The sequence below is a fragment of the Streptomyces sp. NPDC015127 genome, assembly GCF_043080095.1.
In the GTDB taxonomy this organism is placed as follows: domain Bacteria; phylum Actinomycetota; class Actinomycetes; order Streptomycetales; family Streptomycetaceae; genus Streptomyces.
In genome coordinates, this window is sequence record NZ_JBIBVE010000002.1 from 76,596 (window position 1) to 99,465 (window position 22,870).

Annotated in this window: 21 protein-coding genes; 9 read left to right on the top strand and 12 right to left on the bottom strand. The window is 71.1% G+C overall.

What is annotated here, in order from left to right; all coding sequences use genetic code 11:
- Window positions 1-12: 12 nt before the first annotated feature.
- From ACF08N_RS03775 to ACF08N_RS03785, 3 genes are all read left to right on the top strand, one after another.
- On the top strand, window positions 13-1,446 hold the full coding sequence (locus ACF08N_RS03775) for a dihydrolipoyl dehydrogenase family protein (protein WP_392322954.1): 1,434 nt from the start codon (window positions 13-15) through the stop codon (window positions 1,444-1,446).
- Window positions 1,447-1,627: 181 nt separating this feature from the next.
- Entirely contained in the window at window positions 1,628-2,824 is a 1,197-nt protein-coding gene (locus tag ACF08N_RS03780) for a glycoside hydrolase family 64 protein (RefSeq protein WP_392322955.1), read from the top strand.
- Window positions 2,825-2,924: 100 nt separating this feature from the next.
- Entirely contained in the window at window positions 2,925-3,872 is a 948-nt protein-coding gene (locus ACF08N_RS03785; RefSeq protein ID WP_392322956.1) for an AEC family transporter, read from the top strand.
- Between the two features lie 16 nt (window positions 3,873-3,888).
- Here the strand turns inward: ACF08N_RS03785 and ACF08N_RS03790 are convergent, their stop codons facing one another.
- Entirely contained in the window at window positions 3,889-4,233 is a 345-nt protein-coding gene (locus ACF08N_RS03790; protein WP_392322957.1) for a tetratricopeptide repeat protein, read from the bottom strand.
- Between the two features lie 137 nt (window positions 4,234-4,370).
- Here ACF08N_RS03790 and ACF08N_RS03795 point away from each other — a divergent pair, with 137 nt between their 5' ends.
- Window positions 4,371-5,336, top strand: a complete 966-nt coding sequence (locus ACF08N_RS03795; RefSeq protein WP_392322958.1) for a pirin family protein — start codon at window positions 4,371-4,373, stop codon at window positions 5,334-5,336.
- A gap of 79 nt (window positions 5,337-5,415) precedes the next feature.
- On the opposite strand, the gene ACF08N_RS03800 is transcribed toward ACF08N_RS03795, so the two are convergent.
- The 5 genes from ACF08N_RS03800 to ACF08N_RS03820 form a co-directional block, all read right to left on the bottom strand.
- Window positions 5,416-6,537, bottom strand: coding sequence for an SDR family oxidoreductase (locus ACF08N_RS03800; RefSeq protein ID WP_392322959.1), 1,122 nt, complete (start codon window positions 6,535-6,537; stop codon window positions 5,416-5,418).
- Window positions 6,538-6,716: 179 nt separating this feature from the next.
- Complete coding sequence (locus ACF08N_RS03805; RefSeq protein ID WP_392322960.1) at window positions 6,717-7,937, bottom strand: cytochrome P450; 1,221 nt, start codon at window positions 7,935-7,937, stop codon at window positions 6,717-6,719.
- A 69-nt stretch (window positions 7,938-8,006) separates the two neighbouring features.
- Window positions 8,007-9,230 (bottom strand): beta-ketoacyl-[acyl-carrier-protein] synthase family protein, encoded by a 1,224-nt coding sequence (locus ACF08N_RS03810; RefSeq protein WP_392322961.1) that lies wholly within the window; start codon window positions 9,228-9,230, stop codon window positions 8,007-8,009.
- Window positions 9,227-9,520 carry an acyl carrier protein gene (locus tag ACF08N_RS03815; RefSeq protein ID WP_392322962.1) on the bottom strand — a complete coding sequence of 98 codons (294 nt, stop codon included), beginning with the start codon at window positions 9,518-9,520 and terminating at the stop codon, window positions 9,227-9,229. The genes ACF08N_RS03810 and ACF08N_RS03815 overlap by 4 nt, the downstream gene beginning before the upstream one ends.
- A 425-nt stretch (window positions 9,521-9,945) precedes the next feature.
- Window positions 9,946-10,518: a hypothetical protein gene (locus tag ACF08N_RS03820; protein ID WP_392322963.1), complete on the bottom strand. Its 573-nt coding sequence runs from the start codon at window positions 10,516-10,518 to the stop codon at window positions 9,946-9,948.
- Window positions 10,519-10,793: 275 nt separating this feature from the next.
- Between ACF08N_RS03820 and ACF08N_RS03825 the strand changes: the two genes are divergently transcribed.
- Together ACF08N_RS03825 and ACF08N_RS03830 are read left to right on the top strand one after the other, a co-directional pair.
- The gene (locus tag ACF08N_RS03825; protein ID WP_392322964.1) at window positions 10,794-12,026 is read left to right on the top strand and encodes a macrolide family glycosyltransferase; all 1,233 of its coding nucleotides are present in this window, start codon (window positions 10,794-10,796) and stop codon (window positions 12,024-12,026) included.
- A 281-nt stretch (window positions 12,027-12,307) separates the two neighbouring features.
- On the top strand, window positions 12,308-12,850 hold the full coding sequence (locus ACF08N_RS03830) for an NUDIX domain-containing protein (RefSeq protein ID WP_392322965.1): 543 nt from the start codon (window positions 12,308-12,310) through the stop codon (window positions 12,848-12,850).
- 3 nt (window positions 12,851-12,853) lie between these two features.
- Here ACF08N_RS03830 and ACF08N_RS03835 read toward each other — a convergent pair whose 3' ends face one another.
- The 3 genes from ACF08N_RS03835 to ACF08N_RS03845 form a co-directional block, all read right to left on the bottom strand.
- Complete coding sequence (locus tag ACF08N_RS03835) at window positions 12,854-13,384, bottom strand: MarR family winged helix-turn-helix transcriptional regulator (protein ID WP_392322966.1); 531 nt, start codon at window positions 13,382-13,384, stop codon at window positions 12,854-12,856.
- A gap of 62 nt (window positions 13,385-13,446) precedes the next feature.
- Window positions 13,447-14,448 carry a PP2C family protein-serine/threonine phosphatase gene (locus tag ACF08N_RS03840; RefSeq protein WP_392322967.1) on the bottom strand — a complete coding sequence of 334 codons (1,002 nt, stop codon included), beginning with the start codon at window positions 14,446-14,448 and terminating at the stop codon, window positions 13,447-13,449.
- Window positions 14,449-15,111: 663 nt separating this feature from the next.
- A complete protein-coding gene (locus ACF08N_RS03845) occupies window positions 15,112-15,930 on the bottom strand; it encodes an alpha/beta fold hydrolase (protein WP_392322968.1) in 819 nt (272 codons plus the stop codon).
- A gap of 275 nt (window positions 15,931-16,205) precedes the next feature.
- Here ACF08N_RS03845 and ACF08N_RS03850 point away from each other — a divergent pair, with 275 nt between their 5' ends.
- The gene (locus ACF08N_RS03850; RefSeq protein ID WP_392323418.1) at window positions 16,206-17,567 is read left to right on the top strand and encodes an FAD-binding oxidoreductase; all 1,362 of its coding nucleotides are present in this window, start codon (window positions 16,206-16,208) and stop codon (window positions 17,565-17,567) included.
- 296 nt (window positions 17,568-17,863) lie between these two features.
- Complete coding sequence (locus ACF08N_RS03855; protein WP_392322969.1) at window positions 17,864-18,562, top strand: DUF4142 domain-containing protein; 699 nt, start codon at window positions 17,864-17,866, stop codon at window positions 18,560-18,562.
- A 187-nt stretch (window positions 18,563-18,749) separates the two neighbouring features.
- Here the strand turns inward: ACF08N_RS03855 and ACF08N_RS03860 are convergent, their stop codons facing one another.
- Genes ACF08N_RS03860 through ACF08N_RS03870 form a run of 3 tightly spaced genes read right to left on the bottom strand, consistent with a single transcriptional unit; the run spans window position 18,750 to window position 21,677 of the window.
- Window positions 18,750-19,553, bottom strand: coding sequence for an ABC transporter ATP-binding protein (locus ACF08N_RS03860; RefSeq protein WP_392322970.1), 804 nt, complete (start codon window positions 19,551-19,553; stop codon window positions 18,750-18,752).
- 1 nt (window position 19,554) lies between these two features.
- Window positions 19,555-20,610 (bottom strand): FecCD family ABC transporter permease, encoded by a 1,056-nt coding sequence (locus tag ACF08N_RS03865; protein ID WP_392322971.1) that lies wholly within the window; start codon window positions 20,608-20,610, stop codon window positions 19,555-19,557.
- Window positions 20,607-21,677: a FecCD family ABC transporter permease gene (locus ACF08N_RS03870; RefSeq protein WP_392322972.1), complete on the bottom strand. Its 1,071-nt coding sequence runs from the start codon at window positions 21,675-21,677 to the stop codon at window positions 20,607-20,609. The genes ACF08N_RS03865 and ACF08N_RS03870 overlap by 4 nt, the downstream gene beginning before the upstream one ends.
- A 137-nt stretch (window positions 21,678-21,814) precedes the next feature.
- On the opposite strand from ACF08N_RS03870, the gene ACF08N_RS03875 reads away from it, so the two are divergent.
- On the top strand, window positions 21,815-22,810 hold the full coding sequence (locus tag ACF08N_RS03875) for an ABC transporter substrate-binding protein (RefSeq protein WP_392322973.1): 996 nt from the start codon (window positions 21,815-21,817) through the stop codon (window positions 22,808-22,810).
- Window positions 22,811-22,870 lie beyond the last annotated feature (60 nt).

The window sequence follows — 22,870 nt, forward strand, 5'->3', positions numbered from 1 at the left end:
CAGACTGACGCTATGACCCAAGCTGTGGAGTACGACGTCGTAGTGCTCGGTGCGGGCCCCGTGGGGGAGAACGTCGCCGACCGGACCAGAGCGGCAGGCCTGAGCACCGCGGTGGTGGAGAGCGAACTCCTGGGGGGCGACTGCTCGTACTGGGCCTGCATCCCGAGCAAGGCACTGCTCCGGCCCGTGATCGCCCGCGCGGACTCCCGCCGGGTCCCCGGACTCAGCGGCGCGGTCCAGGGCCCCCTCGACACCCCCGCCATCCTGGCCCGCCGCGACGAGCAGGTCTCCCACTGGAAGGACGACGGCCAGGCCGGCTGGCTCGACTCGATCGGTGCCCGCGTCTACCGCGGTCACGGCACGCTGCACGGTCCGCGAACGGTCGTCGTCGACGGCCCCGAGGGCGAGCACCACCTGCTGACCGCCCGCCACGCGGTCGCCGTCTGCACCGGCAGCCGCGCCGTCCTGCCCGAACTGCCGGGCCTCAAGGGCGCGCACGCGTGGACGAGCCGTGAGGCCACCAGCGCCCGCGAGGCGCCCGGGCGGCTCGCGATCGTGGGCGGGGGAGTCGTCGGCGTCGAGATGGCCACGGCCTGGCAGGCGCTGGGCTCTCAAGTGACGCTGCTGGCACGTGGCGACGGGCTGCTGCCCCGCATGGAGCCGTTCGTCGGCGAACACGTCGCGGCGGCGCTCAAGGAGGCGGGCGCGGACGTGCGGCTCGGTACGTCCGTCGCGGCCGTCGACCGTCCCGGCGGCAGCACCGGGCCCGTGACCCTGGTCCTGGAGGACGGCAGCAGTACCGAGGCGGACGAGGTCCTGTTCGCCACCGGACGGGCGCCGCGCACCGACGGCATCGGACTGGAGTCGGTCGGCCTGGAGGACGGCTCCTGGCTGTCCGTCGACGACAGCTGCCGGGTCGAGGGAACGGACTGGCTCTACGCGGTCGGAGACGTCAACCGCCGTGCCCTGCTGACCCATCAGGGCAAGTACCAGGCCCGGATCGCCGGAGCGGCCATCGCGGCCAGGGCCCAGCACGTTCCGCTGCTGGGGAGCGACCGCTGGGGTGCGCACACCGCGTCGGCCGACCGCTTCGCCGTGCCCCAGGTCGTCTTCAGCGACCCGGAGGCGGCGGCCGTCGGCCTCTCGCTCGCCGAGGCCGAGAAGGCCGGCCACCGCGTGCGCGCCGTCGACTACGACATCGGCTCGGTGTCGGGAGCGGCGCTGTACGCCGAGGGCTACCGCGGCCAGGCCCGTATGGTCGTCGACCTGGACCGCGAGGTGCTGCTCGGGGTCACGTTCGTCGGCCCCGGCGTGGGCGAGCTGCTGCACTCGGCGACCGTCGCGGTCGCGGGCGAGGTGCCGATCGACCGCCTGTGGCACGCCGTTCCGGCGTTCCCGACGATCAGCGAGATCTGGCTGCGGCTGCTGGAGACCTACCGGGGCTGACGCCGCGGAACGCTGCCCGGTCCGGCGCGTCCGGACCGGGCAACGTCGCGTCCGGGTACGGAAATCCTTGCCGGAGACCTTGACGGGGAGCTTGCCGCCCCCGACGCTGAGAGCGCTCTCAGGGGCGCCCTGTCCGGGCCCGGGCGTCCTCCCCCCACATCGACTGCCCAGGAGGTGGGACATGCGTGTTCCACGGAAAATGCTCGCGTCGGCGGCCGCCGCCCTGTTGTGCGCCGCGGGCTTCACGGCCACCGGGTCCACGGAGGCCGCCGACGCCGCCGTCCCGGCGACCGTACCGCTGACCTTCACGAACAACTCGGGCCGCAGCGAGCCGATTTACCTCTACAACCTCGGAACCGAACTCAGCAGCGGCCGCCAGGGCTGGGCCGACGCCGCCGGGACGTTCCACCCCTGGCCGGCCGGCGGCAACCCGCCCACCCCCGCCCCCGACGCCTCGATCGCGGGCCCCGCCAACGGCCGTTCCGTCACGATCCAGGTCCCCAAGTTCTCCGGCCGGATCTACTTCTCCTACGGCCGGAAACTGGTCTTCAAGCTCACCACCGGCGGACTGGTGCAGCCCGCCGTGCAGAACCCGTCCGACCCGAACCGCGACATCCTCTTCAACTGGTCCGAGTACACGCTCAACGACGCCGGCATCTGGCTCAACAGCACCCAGGTCGACATGTTCTCGGCCCCGTACGCGGTCGGTGTGAAGGCGGGCGACGGCACCGTGCGGAACACCGGCCGGCTGAAGCCCGGCGGCTACAAGGGCTTCTACAACGCGCTGCGCGCCCAGTCCGGAGGCTGGGCGAACCTCGTCCAGACCCGCTCCGACGGCACCGTCCTGCGCGCCCTCGCCCCCGGCCACGGCATCGCGGCCGGAGCCCTCCCCGCGGGTGTCATGGACGACTACATCAACCGCGTCTGGAGCAGGTACGCCACCTCGACGCTCACCGTCACACCCTTCGCCGACCGACCGGACACCAAGTACTACGGCCGGGTCTCCGGCGGGGTCATGAACTTCACCAACACCTCCGGTGCCGTCGTCACCTCGTTCCAGAAGCCCGACGCGGACAGCGTCTTCGGCTGCTACAAGAAGCTGGACGCGCCCAACGACCAGGTGCGCGGCCCCATTTCCCGCACCCTGTGCGCCGGGTTCAACCGCTCCACGCTGCTGACCAACCCCAACCAGCCCGACACCGGCAGCGCCGGCTTCTACCAGGACCCGGTCACCAACCACTACGCCCGCGCGATTCATGCGCAGATGGCGGACGGAAAGGCGTACGCCTTCGCCTTCGACGATGTCGGCGCCCATGAATCACTGGTGCACGACGGCAACCCGCAGCACGCGTACATCACGCTCGACCCGTTCGACTGACAGGCCGGCCGGCGCCCCGCCGTCCACCTGAGCGGCCGCCCCGGACCGTCGGTCCCGGGGCGGCCGCGGCACCTTGATCGCCCTCGGGCATGCTGGGTCGGTGACCGTCCTCTCCGGCTTCCTGCCCATCTGGGCCGTCACCGCGGTCGGCTGGGCAGCCGGCCGCTTCGACGTGCTCGGCAAGCAGGCACAGTCGGTGCTCGGCCGCTTCGCCTTCGCGTTCGCCATGCCCGCGCTGCTGTTCCTCACGCTCGCACGGGCCGACGTCTCGCGGCTGGCCACCCCGGGGGTCGCGGTGTTCGCGGCGAGCGTGCTCATCGTGTTCGCGCTGGGACTGCTGCTCGGCCGCCGGGTGTTCCGCCGCAGCCCTGCCGACCGGGCCATCGGCGCGATGGCGGGGTCCTACGTCAACTCGGCGAACCTCGGCATCCCGGTGGCCGTCCACGTCCTCGACGACGCGTCGTTCATGATCGCGGCCGCCCTGTTCCAGACGCTGTTCGTCACGCCGCTGATCCTGGTCCTCATCGACCTCGACGCGGGCGGCAGCGCACCGCGCGACCGCTGGAGGCGCGTGCTGCGGCTGCCGCTGCGCAACCCGATCATCGCGGCGTCGGCCGCCGGGATCACCATGGCACTGCTCGACGTGCGGCTGCCGCCCGAGGTGAGCGAACCCCTGGGGATGCTCGGCGGCGCGGCGGTCCCGGCCGCCCTGTTCGCGCTCGGCATGTCGCTGGACGTACGGACGACACGGACCGTCGGCAAGGAGGGGCGGCGGCCGCCGGGGCAGCGCGCCGACCGGCGGGTGCCGGTGGCGCTGAAGACCGTCGTCCAGCCGCTGCTCGCCTATGTCCTCGCCCGCTGGGGCTTCGGCCTCCACGGAGACGACCTGTTCGCCGTGGTGCTGTGCGCGGGCCTGCCGACGGCGCAGAACGCGTTCGTCTTCGCGTCCGAGTACCGGCTCGACACCGACCTGGCCAGGGACACCGTCCTGCTGTCGACGTTCGTGTCGATGGGGTCGCTGTCCCTGATCACCTGGCTGCTGGCGTAAGCCTCCCGTGGCCGGGTCAGGGGGCCTGCTCGCCCGCCATTGCCGCGGCCATCCGCAGATGCGGCGCCGCGTCCTTGGGCCTGCCCTGCCGTTCCAGCGTGCGGCCGAGCATCAGCCGCGCGTAGTGCTCGACAGGGTCGCGCTCCAGGACGGCCCGCAGCTCGGCCTCGGCCCTGCGCAGCTGGGCCGAGTGGTAGTAGGCACGGGCCAGCAGCAGCCGGGGCGCCACCTGCTCGGGCACCTCCTCGACCAGACCGCGCAGAATGCGGACCGCCGTCATGTACTCCTTGGCGTCGAAGAACAGCTGTGCCCGGTCCCACCGCTCGGCGGCCGTCCCGAACTCGTAGTAGCTCTCGCTCACGTGCTCTCCTTCCCTGGTCACGCGCTTGCCGCCCCGGTCAACAGCACATTGGTCCCTTCCATTCCGCTCCCCGCTCCACTTCGGGAAGTCGGGGCCACGACCGGACCGGGACGCCGTACAGGAACTAGGTTGTGTCCATGAGCAATCTCGATCGTCAGGCCGCCCTGTCCGTGTGCGGCGGCCGGGGCTTCGTCGTTGCCGAGCCCGTCCGCGAGCTCCTGAGCCCCCGCCGCGTCCAGCTCGGCGAATCCACCGAGGTCCGCCGGCTGCTGCCCAATCTCGGCCGCCGCATGGTGGGCGCGTGGGCCTTCGTCGACCACTACGGCCCCGATGACATCGCCGACGAACCCGGCATGCAGGTCCCGCCGCATCCGCACATGGGCCTGCAGACCGTGAGCTGGCTGCACGAGGGCGAGGTGCTGCACCGCGACAGCACGGGCTCGCTGGCCACCATCCGCCCGAAGGAACTGGGGCTGATGACCTCGGGTCGGGCGATCAGCCACTCGGAGGAGAGCCCCAAGCAGCACGCCCGGTTCCTGCACGGCGCCCAGCTGTGGGTGGCGCTGCCGGACGCCCACCGGACGGTCGAGCCGCACTTCCAGCACCACACCGCCCTTCCGCAGGTCACCGCCCCCGGCGTGACCGCGACGGTCGTGCTCGGCACCCTCGACGGCGCGACGTCGCCGGGCGCGACGTACACCCCGATCGTCGGCGCGGACCTGGCGCTGGCCGGCGGCGCGGAGGCGATGCTTCCGCTCGACCCGGACTTCGAGTACGCGGTGCTGGCCATGTCGGGCGAGGCCCACGTGGACGGAGTCCCGGTGCTCCCCGGCTCGATGCTCTACCTCGGCTGCGGCCGCTCCGAACTGCCGCTGCGCGCGGAGTCCGACGCGGGCCTGATGCTGCTGGGCGGGGAGCCGTTCGAGGAGGAGATCGTGATGTGGTGGAACTTCATCGGGCGCTCCCACGAGGAGATCGAGGCGGCCCGCACGGACTGGATGGAGAGCTCCCGCTTCGGCGAGGTCCACGGCTACGCCGGCGGCCGCCTGCCCGCTCCTGAACTCCCGCCTGTAGCGCTGAAGCCACGAGGCAGAGTGCGCTGACCTGTGATGATGTGACCGAGACGAGTCGCCCAACCAGGTAGACGGCTCGATCCCGGACTCGTCGCGCCCCCGCCCGTGATCAACATGTGAGCCGGGCAAGCGTCGACCTCCGTGCCGGGGGCGCGAAACTGGCACGCAGGTAGCGGCTGTCGAGAACGGGGGGATCGGCGAGGCCCAGAGCGGCGCATCGCGTCCGGTCATAGGTCCGGTGCAGGAATCCGTACGCCGCGATCCCTCCGCTCATCCGGTTCAGCAGCTTCTCCAGCACGCCGTGGGACGCGCCGCCCGCCGCTCCGATGTGGATCCGCAGCCACGGGGCGTGATGGGTGAGGGCATCCACGAGTGAGCGGATCGGCGTCTGCCGCGGATGGACCACGTGATAGGTCGTCACTCCCGGTACTGCGGGCTGCTCGGCGGCACGGATCATGGCGTCCGCCGCATACTGCACAGGCAGCACGTTCATGTGTGCGTCCGGGTCGCCGGGCATCGTGGCCACCACCACGCCGCCGGGCGGCATGCTGAACCGGTGGGCCAGCGGACCGGTGAGCATGTCCCCCAGGCGCGCGATCCCCGCCGCAGCGACCGTGTGCGGGCTGCTCGGGGAGCCGGGCGCGGGCACGCGGTCGTCGACGAGAACGCCTGGGCGGAACACCGTGACGGGGGTCTCGCGCTGCTCCGCGAAGGCACGAACGATCTTCTCGGCGCGGAATTTCGAGCCCTCGTACTCCGTGAGAAAGCCGGCCGAGTCGTCGAGCTCGTCCTCCGCCACGTGGCCATGGCTGTGCCGTCCCGCCACGTATGCCGTGCTGGTGTGAAAGAAGGGCACGGGGCGGCGGGTGGCGCCGACCAGGCCGAGGACGTGCCGCGTGCCCTGGACGTTGGTGCGGTCCAGCACCTCCGGTCGTGCGGTGAGCCGAATGTCTCCGGCCATGTGCCATACCGCCTGCGCCTTTTCGGCGAGTTCGTGATAGGTCCCTTCGTCCAGACCCAGGCGCGCGTGACCGAGATCCGCACGGACCAGCCGTACTCGTGCGTCGAGGTCTTCGGGCACCGGGACGCCTGTGGCGTGCAGCGCGGTACGCAGGCGGACGGAAGCCGCACGGGAGTCGTCGCGTACGAGTACCACGACGTCGGTGTCGCGCTGCTCCCGTAGCAGGCGGATCAGCACGTGGGAGCCCAGGAATCCGGTGGCCCCGGTCATGACGACAAGTCGTGGTGTTCGCCTGCCCGTATCAGAGCGAGTCATTTCGGATTACCCTTCGGGACGCTGTTGTGAGCGCGGCGGGAACCTTCGCCGTGCAAGTGCCCGGCGCCGGCCGCCGATCTGCGGTCCAGAACAATGCCTCCGGGTCGGCCGGGACGGCCCCGGCGGAGCGGTGGTCACGCTCCGGTCCGTACGGGCACGGCCATGAAGTGCCGGGAGACGTTGCCTCGGCAGCGCAGTTCACGGGCGTCGCCCGCCAGGGCGAGACGGGGGAAACGGCGGAACAGCTCCGTGAGCGCGATGCGCGTCTGGAGCCGGCCCAGACCCGCGCCGGGGCAGTAGTGGGGCCCGTGGCCGAACGAGAGGTGCGCCGCGGGCCGGGGCCGGTCGGCGCAGACGTTCCACGGGTCCGGCCAGGTGCCGGGGTCGGTGTTGGCCGCGGCGAGGCAGAGCACCACGGGGTCTCCGGCGGCGATCGGCTGCCCGCCCATGGCGACATCCGTGGAGGCGAAGCGCCAGATGCCGTGGACGAACGGCGCGGCCAGACGCAGCGCGTTCTCGATGAGCGCGTCCACCGCGCCGGATTCCCGGTGCAGCCGGTCGGCGGCGCCGGGCGTGCGCATGATGTGGAGGGCCGCGGCCGGGATCGCCGCCACGGTGGAGTCGATCCCGGCGAAGAGGAGGAATCCGAGATTGCCCAGGAGTTCCTCGGCAGTGAGATCGCCCGTTTCGCGGGCGGACAGCAGGGCGGAGCCGAGGCCCGTCTGCGGTCCGCCGCGGAGTTGGGCGATCACGCGGGTCAGGAGCTGCGGCATGCGCTGCGCCGCAGCGGTCATCCGCGGCGTCAGCGGGTGTTCGGCGTCACTGAGCCGCAGGCTGGTCTCGACGGCGGGGCGCAACGGGGTGGCGGGGACTCCCAGCAGAGCGCAGACGGAGGCGGTGGCCACGGGCAGCGCGAGATCGACGACCAGGTCTCCGCCACCACGCTCGGCCATGCGGTCCAGCGCGTCGTGAGCGGCGCGGCGCACCACGGGTTCCGCCGAGGTCACCGAGTGCGGAGTGAAGTAGGGGCGCATCAGGGCCCGCTGCCTCGTGTGGTCCGCGGCGTCGCTGCTGAGCACGTGACGGGTGCGGGACAGCCAGTCCAGTGGGTAACGGATGCGAGGAATGCCGTGCGGCGCCACGTCGGCGATCCTGCGCGGGTCGTGGACCAGCCGAGGGTCGCGCACGGCGGCCTGGATCTCCCGGTGGCCCGTGACCAGCCATGCGGACAGTCCCCCTGGGAGCATCACCCGTTGCACCGGCCCCTTGTCCCGCAGCAGCCGGTAGGAGTGGGCGGCTGTGCTGTGGGCCGGGCCGGGCAGCGTGACCGGGCACAGCTCAGTTGCGGCACGCATCACGTGTCGGTCCTTTCCTTCCGCGGCCTGCCCGATGAGGGAGACGGTGCGACGGGCAGCCGCCGCGGGTCATGCGGCGGTGAACACCAGGACCGCGTTCTGGCCTCCGAACCCGAACGAGTTGCTGATGGCGGCTCGCAGTCGTCCCCGGCGGGGCACCTTGGCGACGACATCCAGATCGATATCGGGATCGAGACGCTCCAGGTTCGCCGTGGGCGGGATCTCCTGGTGCTGGAGGGTCATGACGGTCAGGGCCGCTTCGATCGCGCCGACGCCCTCGATGGCGTGGCCCAGTACTCCCTTGGGGGCCGTTACGGGAGGAGGCGTACGGAAGACCGAGCGCAGGGCGTGCGCCTCGGCCAGGTCGTTGAGGCGGGTGGCGGAGCCGTGGGCGTTGACATGGTCGATGTCCTCGGGGCCGAGGCCCGCTGAGGCAAGGGCGGCTCGGATGGTCCGGGCGGCACCGGAGCCGTCAGGGGTCGGGGCCGTGGAGTGATGCGCTTCCGAGGTGAGGGCGGTCCCGGCCAGGTAGGCACGCACCGCCGCACCCCGGGCGCGTGCGTGACGGGCGTTCTCGAGTACGAGGATGCCTGCCCCCTCGCCCAGGACGAATCCGTCACGGTCGGCGTCGAAGGGGCGGCTGGCGGCCTGGGGCGCGCTGTTGCGGCGGGACAGGGCCGCCAGTTTGTGGAAGCACGCCGCCGCCATCCTTCCGGTGGCCACTCCGCTGCCGCCGGCCAGAACGATGTCGCAGACGCCCGAACGCAGCAGATCGCGGGCGACGCTGATCGCCGTCGCGCCGGAGGAGCAGGCGGTGTGGACGGCCAGACCCGGGCCCTGGATGCCGAGGTCGAGACTGATCTCGCCAGCGGCCATGTTCGCGGCGCCACGGGGAATGGTGGTCGGTGAGATTCCTTTGTGGCGCCCGCTGAGCAGCTTCTGCCACGCCCCGCCGATCGTGCTGTCGTCCTGTCCGCTGGCGCCCACGACCACGCCGACACGGGTGGCGTCCCAGGCGGCGTGGCCGAGGCCGGCGTCCCCGACGGCGTCCCGGGCGGCGGCGAGGGCCAGGTGGACGAACCGGTCCACCCGCCAGGTGAGCTGCCGGCCGAGCACCTTTTGCGCCTCGAAGGAATCCGCCCGGCAGGAGAACGTGACGGGCAGTCCTTCGAGGAGAGGGTCCGTCGTCGCGGTCGACACCCCACGACACATGCCGTCCCACGTGGACGAGGCATCGATGCCCGCGGGAGTGACCAGGCCGATGCCTGTCACCGCGACGGCGTCGGGCGTCATACCGCGGTCCCACTGCCCGCCGCGGTGACCTGCCGGTCACCCTCCGCGGACACGGACGCCGCCTGCAGATCGATCAGCGCCGCGACGTCGCCGAGTGTCGAGCTGCCCTTCAGCGATCCGTTGTCCTCGGGCATCGGGATGTCGTGTTCGTCCTCCAGGATGGTCAGGAGCTCAAGCACCGCAAGGGAGTCGAGCCCCAGGTCCTCCAGCCGACTGTCGGCCGTGACGATCTGCGGATCACGCCCGAAGTGCTCAACGAGATAAGTCGTCAGCAAGGGCAGCACGGACATGATGGGTCCTCTCTACGGCAGTGATGCACAGGAGTCCGCCGGTTGGGGTCCAGATCCATCCCGGCGGGACTGCAGAACGATCTCGTGATAAGTCGTGCAATGCAACGACTTTTCCCCTCAAATGGCACGAAATGGCCTGTTGTGAAGTCGAATGGCGCCATCCCGCGATTATCGGAATGCGGGATGGCCCCTTCGGTCCGGCGGGCCGTGCCCGCGGACGCGGTCCGCTCGGCCACGCCGCAGCAGCCGCAACACCCGGTACTTCCCTACGTGCCACGGAGGTCGCGCTTCACCACGGCGCCTCGGGCCGGCACCGGGCCATGGGCGGCAGTGCCGAACTGGAAGCGCCAGTCGCCCGGGAGCCGCAGCGGAACAGGCTCGGCGTGCCCGTCACCGATGCCGGTAGCCGGCACCGGCGGCCCGCGTCACCGGCTCAGGAAGGAGACGGTGCCCGACGCCTTCGTCCCGGTCACCGGCGTGGAGGCGGTGCACGTCGACGACGGAACGAATTCCATCGTGCCCTGGACGCCCAGCGCGGCGCCGGCCAGCACCTGGCTGTCCGCGGTCACGGCCGGGAGGGTGCCGTCGCTGCGCAGCTCCATGACCGAGGTGCCCAGGGTCGTCCCCGTCCGGCCGGGACCGGAGAACCACGTGACGGTGAGCCTCCCGGTGCCCGCCATGCCTTCGAAGCAGGATGCGACGCCTTCCTCCTTGAGGACGATCGCGGCGGAGCGAAGCCGGCTGTTGGAACCGTCCGGCGACGTGCAGTCGTCGAGCGCGCCGACACCCTCGGCGGTGTAGGGGCGGTCGGCCTCCCCTACGGCGGGGCTGACCTTCGTCTCCAGGGAGGCGCTACAGGTGAGATGGACAGCGGATGCCGCCACCTTGTTCGCCTCGGGCGCGGCGGTGTCGGCGTGGGCCTGGGCGACGGTTGTTGTGGCAGCCAGCGCGGCGATGCCCGCCATGGCGGCCAGGATGCCCTTAGGGACGGGAAGCATGCTCTCTCCTCAGAGGATGGATGGGTTGGATTCCGGATGAATGGGACCCGGTGTGATCATCTCCGTCCCGGCCGGGTCGTGAACGCTCTGCACGGAACCTCACCCGCCCGGACAGATCCAACGGGTGACCAGGAGCCCAACGAAGGGCCTGGTATCCCCCGTGCGGGTGGGGGAGCGGAACGACCTCCACGACTCCACGCGTCCCGGACGGTTTGATCTGTCAGTCGGCCCCCATCCCGGCGGCCGGCCCACCCAGTCCACCGGACGGAGTCTCCATGCCCGCTTCCGCCACAACAGCCTCCTCTGCGCCGGCCACCAGGGAGCCCGCGATCCGGCAGCAGGAACGACCGGGATCCGGCGGGGCGCACATCGCGGTGTTCGGCGTGCCGATGCCGGGCCACATCAATCCCACCCTGGCCGTCGTCGAAGAGCTCGTCGCACGTGGCCACCGGGTCAGCTACGCGATGACCGACGAGTTCGCCCCGCTGGTCAAGAGCGTCGGTGCCGAGCCCGTGGTGTACCCCGATGCCGTTCCCGGTGAGCACCAGACGGCGGAGAACGTGAACCGCCACCTGTCCCTGTCGCTGGTGCAGACCGCCCACGCCCTGGGCCCGTTGGCGGCCGCCTACGCCGACGACCGCCCGGATCTCGTACTGCACGACGTTCTTGCCTGGTCCGGCCTGATGCTGGCCCGCCAGTGGAAGGTGCCCTCGGTTCTGTCGTCGCCGACCCACCTGCCGTACGAGGGCGTCATCCCCGAAATGTTCGGCGTCGCAGACATCTACGACATCGAGGGCATCCCCGAGGTCGAGCCGGCCCTCGCGCACTACGGCATCACGGCCACCGCAAGGGAGGTGGCGTTCTCCCACGAGCGGGCCGTGGCGTACTTCCCGTCCGTCTTCCAGCGCCGGCTGGAGACCGTCGCCGTCAAGAGCGCCGCCTTCGTCGGGCCGGTCATCGGTGACCGGTCCTTCCAGGGGAGCTGGCAGCCGCCCGCTGACGGCCGGCCCGTCCTGTTCGTGTCCCTCGGCACGGTGTGCGTGTGGCCCCCCGAGTTCTTCCGTGCATGCGTGGACGCCTTCGCGGACCTGCCCTGGCACACCGTCGTATCAGTCGGCAGGAGCCTGGACCCACTGTCGCTGGGGCCGCTGCCCGACAACATGGAGGTTCATGCCAGCGTCCCCCAGCTGCGTGTCCTGGCCCACGCGCGAGCGTTCGTCACGCACGCCGGCATGGGCGGCACCATGGAGGCCGCGCACCATGGCGTGCCGATGGTCGCCATCCCCCAGACCGCCGAGCAGCAGGTCAACGCCGACCAGATCGAGAAGCTCAACCTGGGAGTCCACCTGCCCCCCGGCAGGCTCAGCCCCCGGGCCCTGCGCGAAGCCGTCCTGCATGTCGCGTCCAGCCCGGTCATCGCGCGCGGCATCACCGCCATGCGCCGGCACCTCGACGAAACGGGCGGCGCCACAGCCGCCGCCGACGCACTCGAAAGCCACCTCCCGTAACCGGCGAAGCGGCTTCAACCCCCGCCGTGGGCCGGGCGGTGGCACCGGCTGTGCCGGTGACCGCCGTGTCCCGGCCCGGAGCGACACTCGCGAGCAGCCGTGTGGACAGAGAGCTGTAGCACGTTGGGCATGGGAACCTTGCAGTGCAGCCTGCGAGCGCGACTCGCGAGGGGATGGACAGCTCCCGCTTCGGCGAGGTCCACGACTACGCCGGCGGCCGCCTTCCGGCGCCGGCGCTGCCGCCGGTGGCGCTGAAGCCGTAGGGGAGGGTGCGCTGACCTGTGGACGACATCGCCGGCGACGGTGTGGACTTCACCGCCTTCATCAACGGTCAGGAATGGCGCGTCGCGTGGTTCCCGCCCCCTGACGCGCCTCCGGGGACGCCGCACGGTGCGGAGGCGGTGTGTGTCGCGGGCGACCGGATTGTCGTGATCAGCGGTGACGGACAGCGATGGGGCCTGCCCGCGGGCCGCCCCGAGGGCCAGGAGCAGTGGGTCGACACGATGCGCCGCGAGGTCCGTGAGGAAGCGTGCGCGGAGGTGTCGGAGTGCCGGCTCCTCGGGTTCAGCCGGGGCCTGTGCATCGGGGGTCCCCAGGAAGGGCTCGTACTGGTCCGGTCGATGTGGCGGGCGGAGGTGCGTACGGCGGCGTGGGCCCCGCGCTTCGAGATGGCCCACCGCCGTCTCCTGCCACCGGACCAGGCGTTCCGGTCCCTGACCGTCCCCCACGGTCTCGGTCCCTTCTACCGGCGGCTGTTTACCGAAGCCGCCGTACCCCTGCCGGCTTCCGCGACCTCTGACGAGTGTCGCCGGGATGTCGAGTAGGACTCATCTGCCCTGGTGCAGCGGCGCGTCCGCCCAACCCAGTGGAGACGCACCGGTGTGTCCCACGGTCACGCCGGGCTCGCCGCCTGCCTCGGTGAAGGCGGTCAAGGCGTCTATGAGAGCCGAGCGCCGATCGGGAGACAGGCGCTCCACGATCGTCGCGATCTCCTGTCGGCGCTTCGCCGTGACGTCCTCGACGAGTGCACGGCCTTCGTCGGTGAGCCGCAGGACGGTTTCGCGACGGTTCTCGGGGTTGGTCCTGCGGTCCGCGAGACCGGCCGTGATGAGCCGGTCGATCATGCGCATGGCCGTCGAGGGATTGACGCCGAGCCGGTCCGCGAGCACGACGAGCTTGGCCGGGCCGTGGGTGGACAGCACGACGAGCAGCCGGAACTGCGCCAACGTCACTCTGTCCTCGACCGCCGCAAGGGAGCGCGCGGAGACGGCGACCAGCAGGCGCGACGCGGTGAGCACCGCACGGGTCACCGCGTCGACATCGTCGACGTCCTGCGGGCACTGCACTTCGTCGGCCATGCCGTCCTTTCTACCGTGCCGTGTCGACCCGTCGGGCCGCCGCCCCGGCAGGGGCCACCGCGTCAGCGCCCCTGGTAGCGCAGCAGCAGCATGGCCGCGTCGTCGTGGAGGGGGCCCTCGGCGTGCTGAACCAGGTCCTCGCGCAGGGCCTGGAGGGCCGATTCGGGGTCCGGGTCCTCGAGGAGGCCGGCCCGCTCGTCGAGGGGGTAGAAGCGGTTCGCACGGTCGCGGGCCTCCGAGACGCCGTCGGTGTACAGCAGGAGTTGATCGCCAGGGGCGAAGTCCGCCCGGTACGGCTCCGGTCCTTCCGCGGCGTGTATGCCGAGGCCGAGCGGCAGAGCATGACGAGGTGGCTCGGCGAAGTGCACCTTCCCGTCGGCGCGCACGATCAAGGGCGCCGGATGACCGTAGTTCAGCAGGGTGACACTCCTGTCGTCCGCCACCTCGGCCAGCACTGCGGTGACGAACTTCTCGCCCTGGAGCTCCCGGTCGGCGACCCGTTCGAGCCGTGCGCCGACGCTCCGCAGGTCGGGCTCGTCATGTGCGGCCTCGCGGAAGGCGCCCAGCACGACGGCCGCCGTTTCCACCGCCTCCAGCCCCTTGCCCTGCACGTCTCCGACGACGACCCGTACGCCGCCGGGCGATGCCACGACCTCGTACAGGTCCCCGCCGATCCGTGCCTCGGCGACCGCCGAGGTGTACGAGACACCGACGCGCAGGTGCCCGGCGCTGCGTGGCACCGGTCGCAGCAGCACCCGCTGGGCGACCTCCGCGATGGAACGGACGCTGGCGAGTTCGGCCTCTCGCCGCTGTCTCGTCACCGCGGCCACGAGTCCGGCCGCGGTCACTCCCGCGACCGAAGCGAGCGCGGTGTAGCCGCGGCGGCCGGCGAACAGGCCGTCGTACATCCCGAGTCCGAGGCAGAGCAGGAGGGCGAGGGCGCCGATGAACGCCGTACGCCGCCATCCGCCGGACAGGCCGGCGAACGCCGGTCCGAGGGACACCAGCGGCAGAAAACCCACCGAGGGCCCCGCGGTGATGTCGACCACGGTGACAACTGCCATGACGGCGTACGGCAGAACGGAAAGCAGCGCAAAGCGCTGTGGTGACTCCTCGGCCACGTCGCACCCTCGCGGTCTCACGGGCGGTGCGGCCGGCCTCGTCTTCCGGTCCCTGGCACCGCGCTGCAGAGTGACCGAAAGCTTTAGACTATGCAAAGATTTCACAGGCGAAGCATTTTGACCGGCCTGTTACCGAACCGCAGCCCAACTGGACGGTCTGGATGGGGCGGTGAGCACGTACGTGAGGTGCTCACTGGCTTCCGCTCGGGGAGTCCTGAACTGGCTCGTGAGGGAGAACCCAGGCCCGACTTCGCGCCAGGCGGCCCGGTTGAGCCCAAGTACGCCGCCAAGGCCCGTGAGCTCGGCGTCCACGTTCGTACGGTCAAAGGAGTGGGTCGCGGTTCCGGCGACACGGCGAGGCGGGGCTGGCCGCGAAGAAGAAGCCTGTCCGGCGTCGGTGCGGCCCTGCTGCCGGTCCGAGTGAGATCGTCGTGGTCGCCGCCGTACAGGTCGGCCACTGTCTGGGTACTTGGCCATGCGGCTGAGACAGCAGGTGTCCCGTCGCAATCACGCTGGCGGATTCTCACTCAATCTCATTCGTGCTGACAGATTCTGATCCGAGGCGGTGGCGGGCCAGGGCGCTGCCCTTCGGTGTTCAAGCGCGCATCAGGTTTCTCGGTCCCGCGCCTCGACCTCCCGCCAGAAGGCGTCGACCCGGGTGTTGAACATGGCGGGGACCTCCTGGAACGGCTGATGCGCCTCGCCGGGCAGCACCTCGAACTTGGCACCCGGGATCCTCTCGGCAACCGCGCGGCCAAGGCGCGGCGGTGCGGCGATGTCCAGTTCACCGGCCAGCACCAGGGTCGGCGCGGTGATCTCGGCCAGGCGGGCGAGCGTGTCATGGGTTCTGAACGGGGCGAGCTGGCGCTGGAAGGCCTCGACGGACTGCGGATACGGGAAGGCGAGCGTCTCCTCGATGATCCGGTCCACCGTGCCGTCGGCGTGCGCCCGCGGGGTGTACATCCACAGGTGGAACGCCTCCAGCATGGCGCGCTCGCTGGGGGCACGCTCGGCCATCCAGTGCCAGAAGTCCGCCATCGACCGGAAGTAGGCATCGGGGCGGCCCCATGTGCTCACGAGGACGAGGCTGCGGACGAGCCGGGGATGGCTGAGCGCCAGCTCCTGTGCGATGCGGCTCCCTCCCGAGAAGCCCATGACATGGGCGGCCGGGATGCCAAGCGCGTGCAGCACCGCGGCGGCGTCCTCGGCCATCCCGGGTACCGACAAAGGCCCCTCGGGCAGCGGCGTACGTCCAGTGCCGCGATTGTCGTAGGCGGTGAGCCGGTAGCGGTCGGCGAGCCCATCGAGCTGTGCCTGCCAGGCTTCGGCGGGATCACTGAGCCCCGCGATGAGCAGGACGTCCGGGCCCTTACCTCGGCGCTCAACCCAGATCTCGCCACCGTCGGCTTTGATCAGTTCGCCCATGCCCGGCCTCCTGGAGCGGATCTTCGTGGAGAGCTCACGCCAGTGCACCCGTATTCACACCGTCCCACAAGTCCCGGAGGTCTGCCTGAGTTGCAGCGCCGCGGAGGCCGTGCCGCTGTCCCGATGGCGGCCTCCTCCATCCGGGACGATGCTGAAAGCGGGAGGCGACCACCATGAGCGAGACGCACAACCGTGGAAATGCTCCCGACCGTGGAGAACGGACCAGCACGGATACCGGTCTTCCCGGCCCCGTCCTGGATCGCTTCGCCTCACGGCTGCGCGGGCGCCTCGTCCGCCCCCGGGACCCGGATTACGCGTCGGCGAGAGCACTGTGGAACGGCATGATCGACCGGCGGCCGGCGCTTGTGGCCCGATGCCGCGGTGAGGACGATGTGGTCGCCTCCGTGGACTTCGCCCGGGACAACCTGCTGCCACTCGCAGTGCGCGGGGGTGGGCACGGAGTGGCTGGCCAGGCCCTCTGCGACGGCGGACTGGTCGTCGACCTGTCGGAGATGACGGACATCGACGTCCACCCCGAGGGGCTCACCGCCCGTGCGCAGGGCGGCTGCACCCTGGGAGACCTCGACCGCGCAACCCAGCGGCACGGGCTCGCCGCACCCCTGGGGGTGGTGTCGGCGACCGGGATCGCCGGGCTCACCCTGTCGGGCGGAATGGGCTGGCTCCGGCGCAAGCACGCTCTGAGCTGCGACAACCTCGTATCGGCGAGATTGGTCACGGCCGACGGGAAGCTGCTCACCGCGAGCGGGAGCGAGGAGCAGGACCTCTTCTGGGCCATCCGCGGGGGCGGCGGCAACTTCGGCGTCGTGACGTCTTTCGAGTATCGCCTGCATCCCGTGGGCCCCCGCGTCTTCCTCTGCAACGTGTACTTCCCCATGGAACGCGCCGGGGAAGTGCTCAGGGCCTGCGAGCGGTACGTCGCGGAGGTGCCCGACGAGGCGGCACCGCTCGCCGTCCTCGGCCGGATACCGCAGGTCGAGGAGTTCCCGGCAGCGGTGCACGGAGAACCCTTCGTGGCACTCCTCGCCGTGTGCCCCGGCGCCGGTGAGGCCGCGGCCGAAGAGGGTCAGCGCGCGCTGCGGCCGCTCCGGGAGATCGCCGAGCCCCTCTGCGACCTCAGTGAGGTCACCACGTACACCGAGGCGCAGAAGTTCCTGGACGACGACTACCCGGACGGCGGGCTCTACTACTGGAAGTCCGTGAACGCGCCCGAGCTCAGCGACAAGCTGATCGAGCGCCTCACTGAAGACGCCGCCGCGGCACCCTCGCCCGACTCGACCATCGACGTTTGGTACCAGGGCGGCGCTATGGCGCGGGTGGCCGAGGAGGCAACCGCCTTCGCCAACCGCGGCGCGCCCTACCTGGTCGGCATCGAGGGGAACTGGGACCACACAGCCGACTCGGAGCGGAACGTGGCCTGGGTCCGTGACACCTTCGCTGACATGCGTCATTTCTCCACCGGGGGCGTCTACCTCAATTTCCCCGGCTTCCTGGAAGAGGGGGAGCAACTCCTGCGGGAGGGCTACGGCAGTAACTACGAGCGGCTGTCCGAGGTCAAGGCGAAGTACGACCCTGGCAACCTTTTCCGCTTCAACGCGAACATTGCTCCGAAGGGCTGAGCGCCGCACCGCCCCCGCGAACGGCTCCCTCTGCCATCTCCAAGCCCTCGTCCGGCACTTGGGAGGGGCTGCGCCGCCGGGGCCTTCGGACTCGCTCCCCGCTTCGCCGATTCCCGCCGCCGGGCAGTGCACACGCGAACAGGTGACCTCGCCGTAGGAAACGAGCGGCGAGAACCACACGATCGCTGAACGCCCCGGCGCCCCCATCCGTACCTGTGGCTGTGCGCCGTGCCAGCCGCCACACCAGCTCCCGACGACATGTACGACCAGCTCTCCATGCCGAACCGGGAGGCATCATGCGTCCGAATCGACGCGCAGCAACGCCCAGGATCTCGATGCGGGTCGTCGCGGTGATCGCCGCGATATGCGCCGCCGTCGCGACCGTTCTCGTCGCCGTACAGAGCAGTGGCGGCGAGGCCGCGGCCACGCAGCAGAACGGCTATGACCACTTCTCCGGCGCAGGTGCCGGACACTCCTCCGGGGCGGGACCGGCCACGACGACCGGTGCGGGCCCGCAGGCGGTGACCGAGATCGACAAGACCTTTCTCGTGAAGGTGCGGCAGGCGGGCCTGTGGGAGATCCCCGCGGGCCGGCTGGCCCAGACGCATGCTTCCAGCGAGGCCGTCAAGCGCGCCGGCCTGCATCTGATCGACGGTCACAGCAAGCTCGACCAACTCGTCCGGGAGGACGCCCGGATTCTCGGCGTCCAGCTCCCCGATCTGGCGACCGCCGAGCAGCAGGACTTCGTCAGGCAGCTGGAGAACGCCCACGGGGCCGAGTTCGACCGCCTCTTCGCCAACCTCCTGCGCTCCTCGCACGGGAAGATCTTCGCCACGATCGGTGAGGTCAGGGCGGCCACCCAGAACGACCTCATCCGCCGTCATGCCCGTCAGGCCAACCAGACCGTCCTGGACCACCTCGAAGTCCTGGAGGACACCGGCCTCGTGGACGGCGCGACCTTCGAGGAGGTCGAGAAGGCGGTGACTCCGCGGTAGCCGGGAAGGAGGCGGCGAACCCTGGAACTCTCCTTTGCACTGTGCAATGCTGCGGGGCGAGGAGGGCTCGGCGGATGGTCGGTCCTTGCCCGGGAGCTGGGCGCTGGCACGGTGAACAGCTGTACACGGCACGCCGGCCCCATCGCCGAAGCCCTCCTCACCAGCATGCGTACCGGTGCCGCCCTCGTCAGACGGTCTCGGCCCTGCGCCGCCCTCCCTCGGGAACGACGAGGGGCGTACCGGCCACCGGGCAGTCGATGACCGCCGCGCGCAGCCCGAACACCTCATGGACCAGGTCCGGTGTGACGATCTCGGACGGTGAACCGGCAGCCATGACGCGGCCGTCGCGCATGGCGATCAGGTGGTCGGCGTAGCGGCAGGCCAGGTTCAGCTCGTGCAGCACCATCACCACCGTGCGGCCCTCGGAGCGGTTGAGCTCCGCGACCAGTTCCAGCACGTCGACCTGATGGGCGAGGTCCAGGTACGTCGTCGGCTCGTCCAGCAGTAGCACGGGGGTGTCCTGGGCGAGGGCCATCGCGATCCACACCCGCTGGCGCTGGCCGCCCGAGAGTTCGTCGATGGAGCGGTGGGCCAGGTCGGCCGAGCCGGTCGCCGCGAGGGCGGCGTCCACGGCCGCCTCGTCGGACGAGGACCACTGGCGCCACCAGCGCTGGTGCGGGGTGCGGCCGCGGGCGACCAGGTCGCGGACGGTGATGCCGTCCGGGGCGCTCGGTGTCTGCGGCAGGAGGGCCAGGCGCAGGGCGAAGTCGCGGGACGACATGCCCGCGATGTCCTCGCCGTCCAGGTGGACGGTGCCGTCGGCCGGCTTGAGGAGCCGGGCCAGGGCGCGCAGCGCGGTGGACTTGCCGCAGGCGTTGGGGCCGACCAGGGCGGTGACCCGGCCCGGCGGGATGGCGAGGTCGAGGTCCTCGGCGACGATCCGGTCGCCGTAACCCAGGCGCAGGCCGGTGCCGTTCAGAGCGGTGGTCATGTCAGCCTCCCTTTCCGGCCCGGTTGGCCCGGGCGAGGAGCAGCAGCAGGTAGGGGGCGCCGACGGCGCCGGTGAGCACTCCGACGGGCAGTTCGGTCGGGGCCAGGACGAGCCGTGCGGCGAGGTCCGCGAGGATGAGCAGCACCGCACCGGTGAGCGCACTGGTGACCAGCGGAATCCCCGCGGTTCCGGCGAGGCGGCGGGCGATCTGCGGAGCGCCCAGTGCGACAAAGGCGATCGGGCCCGCGGCCGACGTGGCCAGGGCGGTGAGGCAGGTGGCGAGGACGAGCAGTGCGATCCGGGCATGCCGAAGCGGGATGCCGAGGCTGCACGCCGTGTCGTCGTCGTACTGGAGGAGTTGGTAGGGACGTGCCAGCGCGAGTGTCAGCGGCAGCAGCAGGGCCAGGGCGAGTCCGGACCACTGCACGTGCTCGTAGCCGCGGCCGTTGAGGCTGCCGGTGAGCCACACCATGGCGCGGGACGCCTGGTCGATGTCGGCGCGCGCCAGCATCCAGCGGGTGAGGGCGATGAGGGCGCCGTTCGCGGCGAGACCGACGAGCACGAAGCGGTAGCCGGTGATGGTGCCGTCCCGGTAGGCCAGCGAATAGATGACGGCGGAGGTGAGCAGTGCGCCCACGAGCGCGCCGAGCGGCACCGCTCCGAAGGTGCCTGCTCCGGCGGCCGTGACGCCGCCGATCAGGATGGCGCCGACCGCGCCCGCCCCCGACCCGGCCGCGATGCCGATGAGGTCGGGGCTGGCCAGCGGGTTGCGGGTGACGGCCTGGTAGACCGCGCCCGCGAGCCCGAACGCGGCGCCGACCAGCAGTGCGGTCAGCGCGCGGGGCAGGCGCAGCTGATGGACGATCAGATCGGCCGCGCCGTCACCGGTGCCCAGCACCGCGCCGAGCACATCGCCGACCGGGATGGCGTACGTGCCGAGCGAGACGGAGGCGATGAGGGCCGCGAAGCCCGTCAGGGTCAGCAGGACGACGGTGGCGGCGACCCGGGGCCGCACGGCGGCGCCGAGCGGGCCGGCCTCGAACGTCAGGGCGCTCATCGGGTGTGCTCCTTGAGCTTGCCGCGCTTGACCAGCGCGGCGAGGAACGGGGCGCCGAGCATGGCGGTGACCACTCCTGCCTCCAGTTCGCCGGGGCGGGCGACCATCCGACCGACGACGTCGGCGGTGAGCATCAGAGCCGCACCGCCGAGCGCCGAACAGGGCACCAGCCAGCGGGCGTCCGGCCCGGTGAAGGCCCGTACGACGTGCGGGACCACCAGGCCGATGAAGGAGACGGGCCCGGCCGCGGCCACCGCGGCACCGGTGAGGAGGATGACCGCGAGTGCGCCCAGGGCGCGGGTGGTCCTGACCCGGGTGCCCAGTGAGGTGGCGAGGTCGTCGCCGAGGGCCAGGGCGTTCAGCCGGCCGCTGAGTGCCACCGCCAGCAGCAGCCCGACGGCGATGAACGGCACGAGTTCCATGGCGAGTCCCGCGTCGCGGCCGGCGAGGGAGCCGACCGCCCAGAAGCGGTACTGGTCCAGGGTGCGGACGTCGAGCAGGACGAGGGTGTTGGTGCCCGCGTCGAGCAGGACGGTGACGGCCGCTCCGGCGAGGGCCAGCTTGGCGGGCGTGGCGCCGCCGTAGCCGGTGCCGCCGACCGCGTACGCGAGCAGGCCCGCCAGCGCGCCACCGAGGAAGGCGAACCAGACGTACTGGTACGAACTGGTCAGCCCCAGCGCTCCGATGCTCGCCGCGACCGCGAAGGCGCCTCCCGCGCTGATGCCGATGAGACCGGGGTCGCCGAGCGGATTGCGGGTGATGTCCTGGGCGACGGCCCCGGCGGCGCCGAGCGCGAGGCCCACCAGCAGGCCCAGGAACGTGCGCGGCATGCGCAGTTCCCGGACGACCACCGCGTCGCCGTCCGTGCTGCCGCCGATCGCGGCCAGCACGTCGGACAGGGGGACGGCTTTGGTGCCGATCGCGAGCGACGCGCAGGCCGCCGCGACAACGGCGGCGAGCAGGACAACCGCCACCGAGACGCGCCTCCCAACGTGCGGGGAGGGCAGGGGTGGTGGGGCGGGGCGGGGCAGGGCGGCCGCCCCTGTGGTGACGGGGTTCGCAGACACGTTGCTCAAGGTAAGGCACGCCTTACCGGTGTTGTCAGCCACCCCCTGTATGTATTCGGCCACTGCCAGGCGTTATCCTCACAGAACCTTTATGGAGGTAAGGCTTACCTAAGCACCCTTTCGTCCCTGGAGACCCGATGAACACCCTCGCTCAGCGTCGCCGGCCCGGCCGGATCGTCGCTGCCGTACTCACCGCGGCCCTGGCCTTCTCGGTGACCGCCTGCGGCAGCGGCGGCGACAGCAAGCCGTCCGCCGACAAGCCGTCCGCTGCTTCCGACGCGGGCTTCCCGCGCACCGTCACCCACGACAAGGGCAAGACCGAGATCAAGGCCAAGCCCAAGCGCGTCGTGGCGCTGGACAACAGCCTCGTCGAGGCCGTGATCGCGCTGGACGTCCCGCTGGTCGGTGGCATCGGCTCCTACCGGGACCAGAAGGGCTTCCCCCCGTACCTCGGTGCGGCGGTCGAGAAGACCAAGGACGTCGGCCCGATCGACAGCCCGAACCTCGAGGCGATCGCCGCTCTCAAGCCCGATCTGATCGTCTCGGCGACGGTCCGGCACGAAGACCTCTACGAGCAGCTGACCCAGATCGCGCCGACCGTCTTCGTGGCGACGACCGGCCCCATCTGGAAGGAGAACATCACCTTCCTGGGCAAGGCGCTCGGTGAGGAGAAGAAGGCCGCGGCCGAACTCACGGCCTACGAGACGCGCGCCAAGAAGATCGGTGCCGCGATCAATGCCAAGAACCCCGGGCAGACGTACTCCCTCGTCCGCTTCCTCGACGGTCCGACGCGCATCTACCTGCCGAAGACCTTCAGCGGCATCATCCTGGCCGACATGGGTCTCGCGCGGCCGGCCAACCAGCAGGACCCCGAGGAATTCAACATCGAGATCAGTGAGGAGCAGATCGGGCAGGCCGATGCCGATCACATCTTCGTCACCACCTTCTCGGGCGGTGAGGAGCGCAGGGAGAAGTTCCTCGCCAACCCGCTGTGGAAGCGCCTGAACGCCGTTCAGAAGGGCAACGTCCACGAGGTCGAGGACGCGGTCTGGATGACCTCCGTCTCGCTCCAGGGCGCGGACCTGGTCCTCGACGACATGGCGAAGACCTTCAAGGTCGACCCGGCGAAGTAACTCCGGACACCTGCTGCCGGCCGGTACAGGCGGCGTACGCATCCGTACGCCTCCGGTACC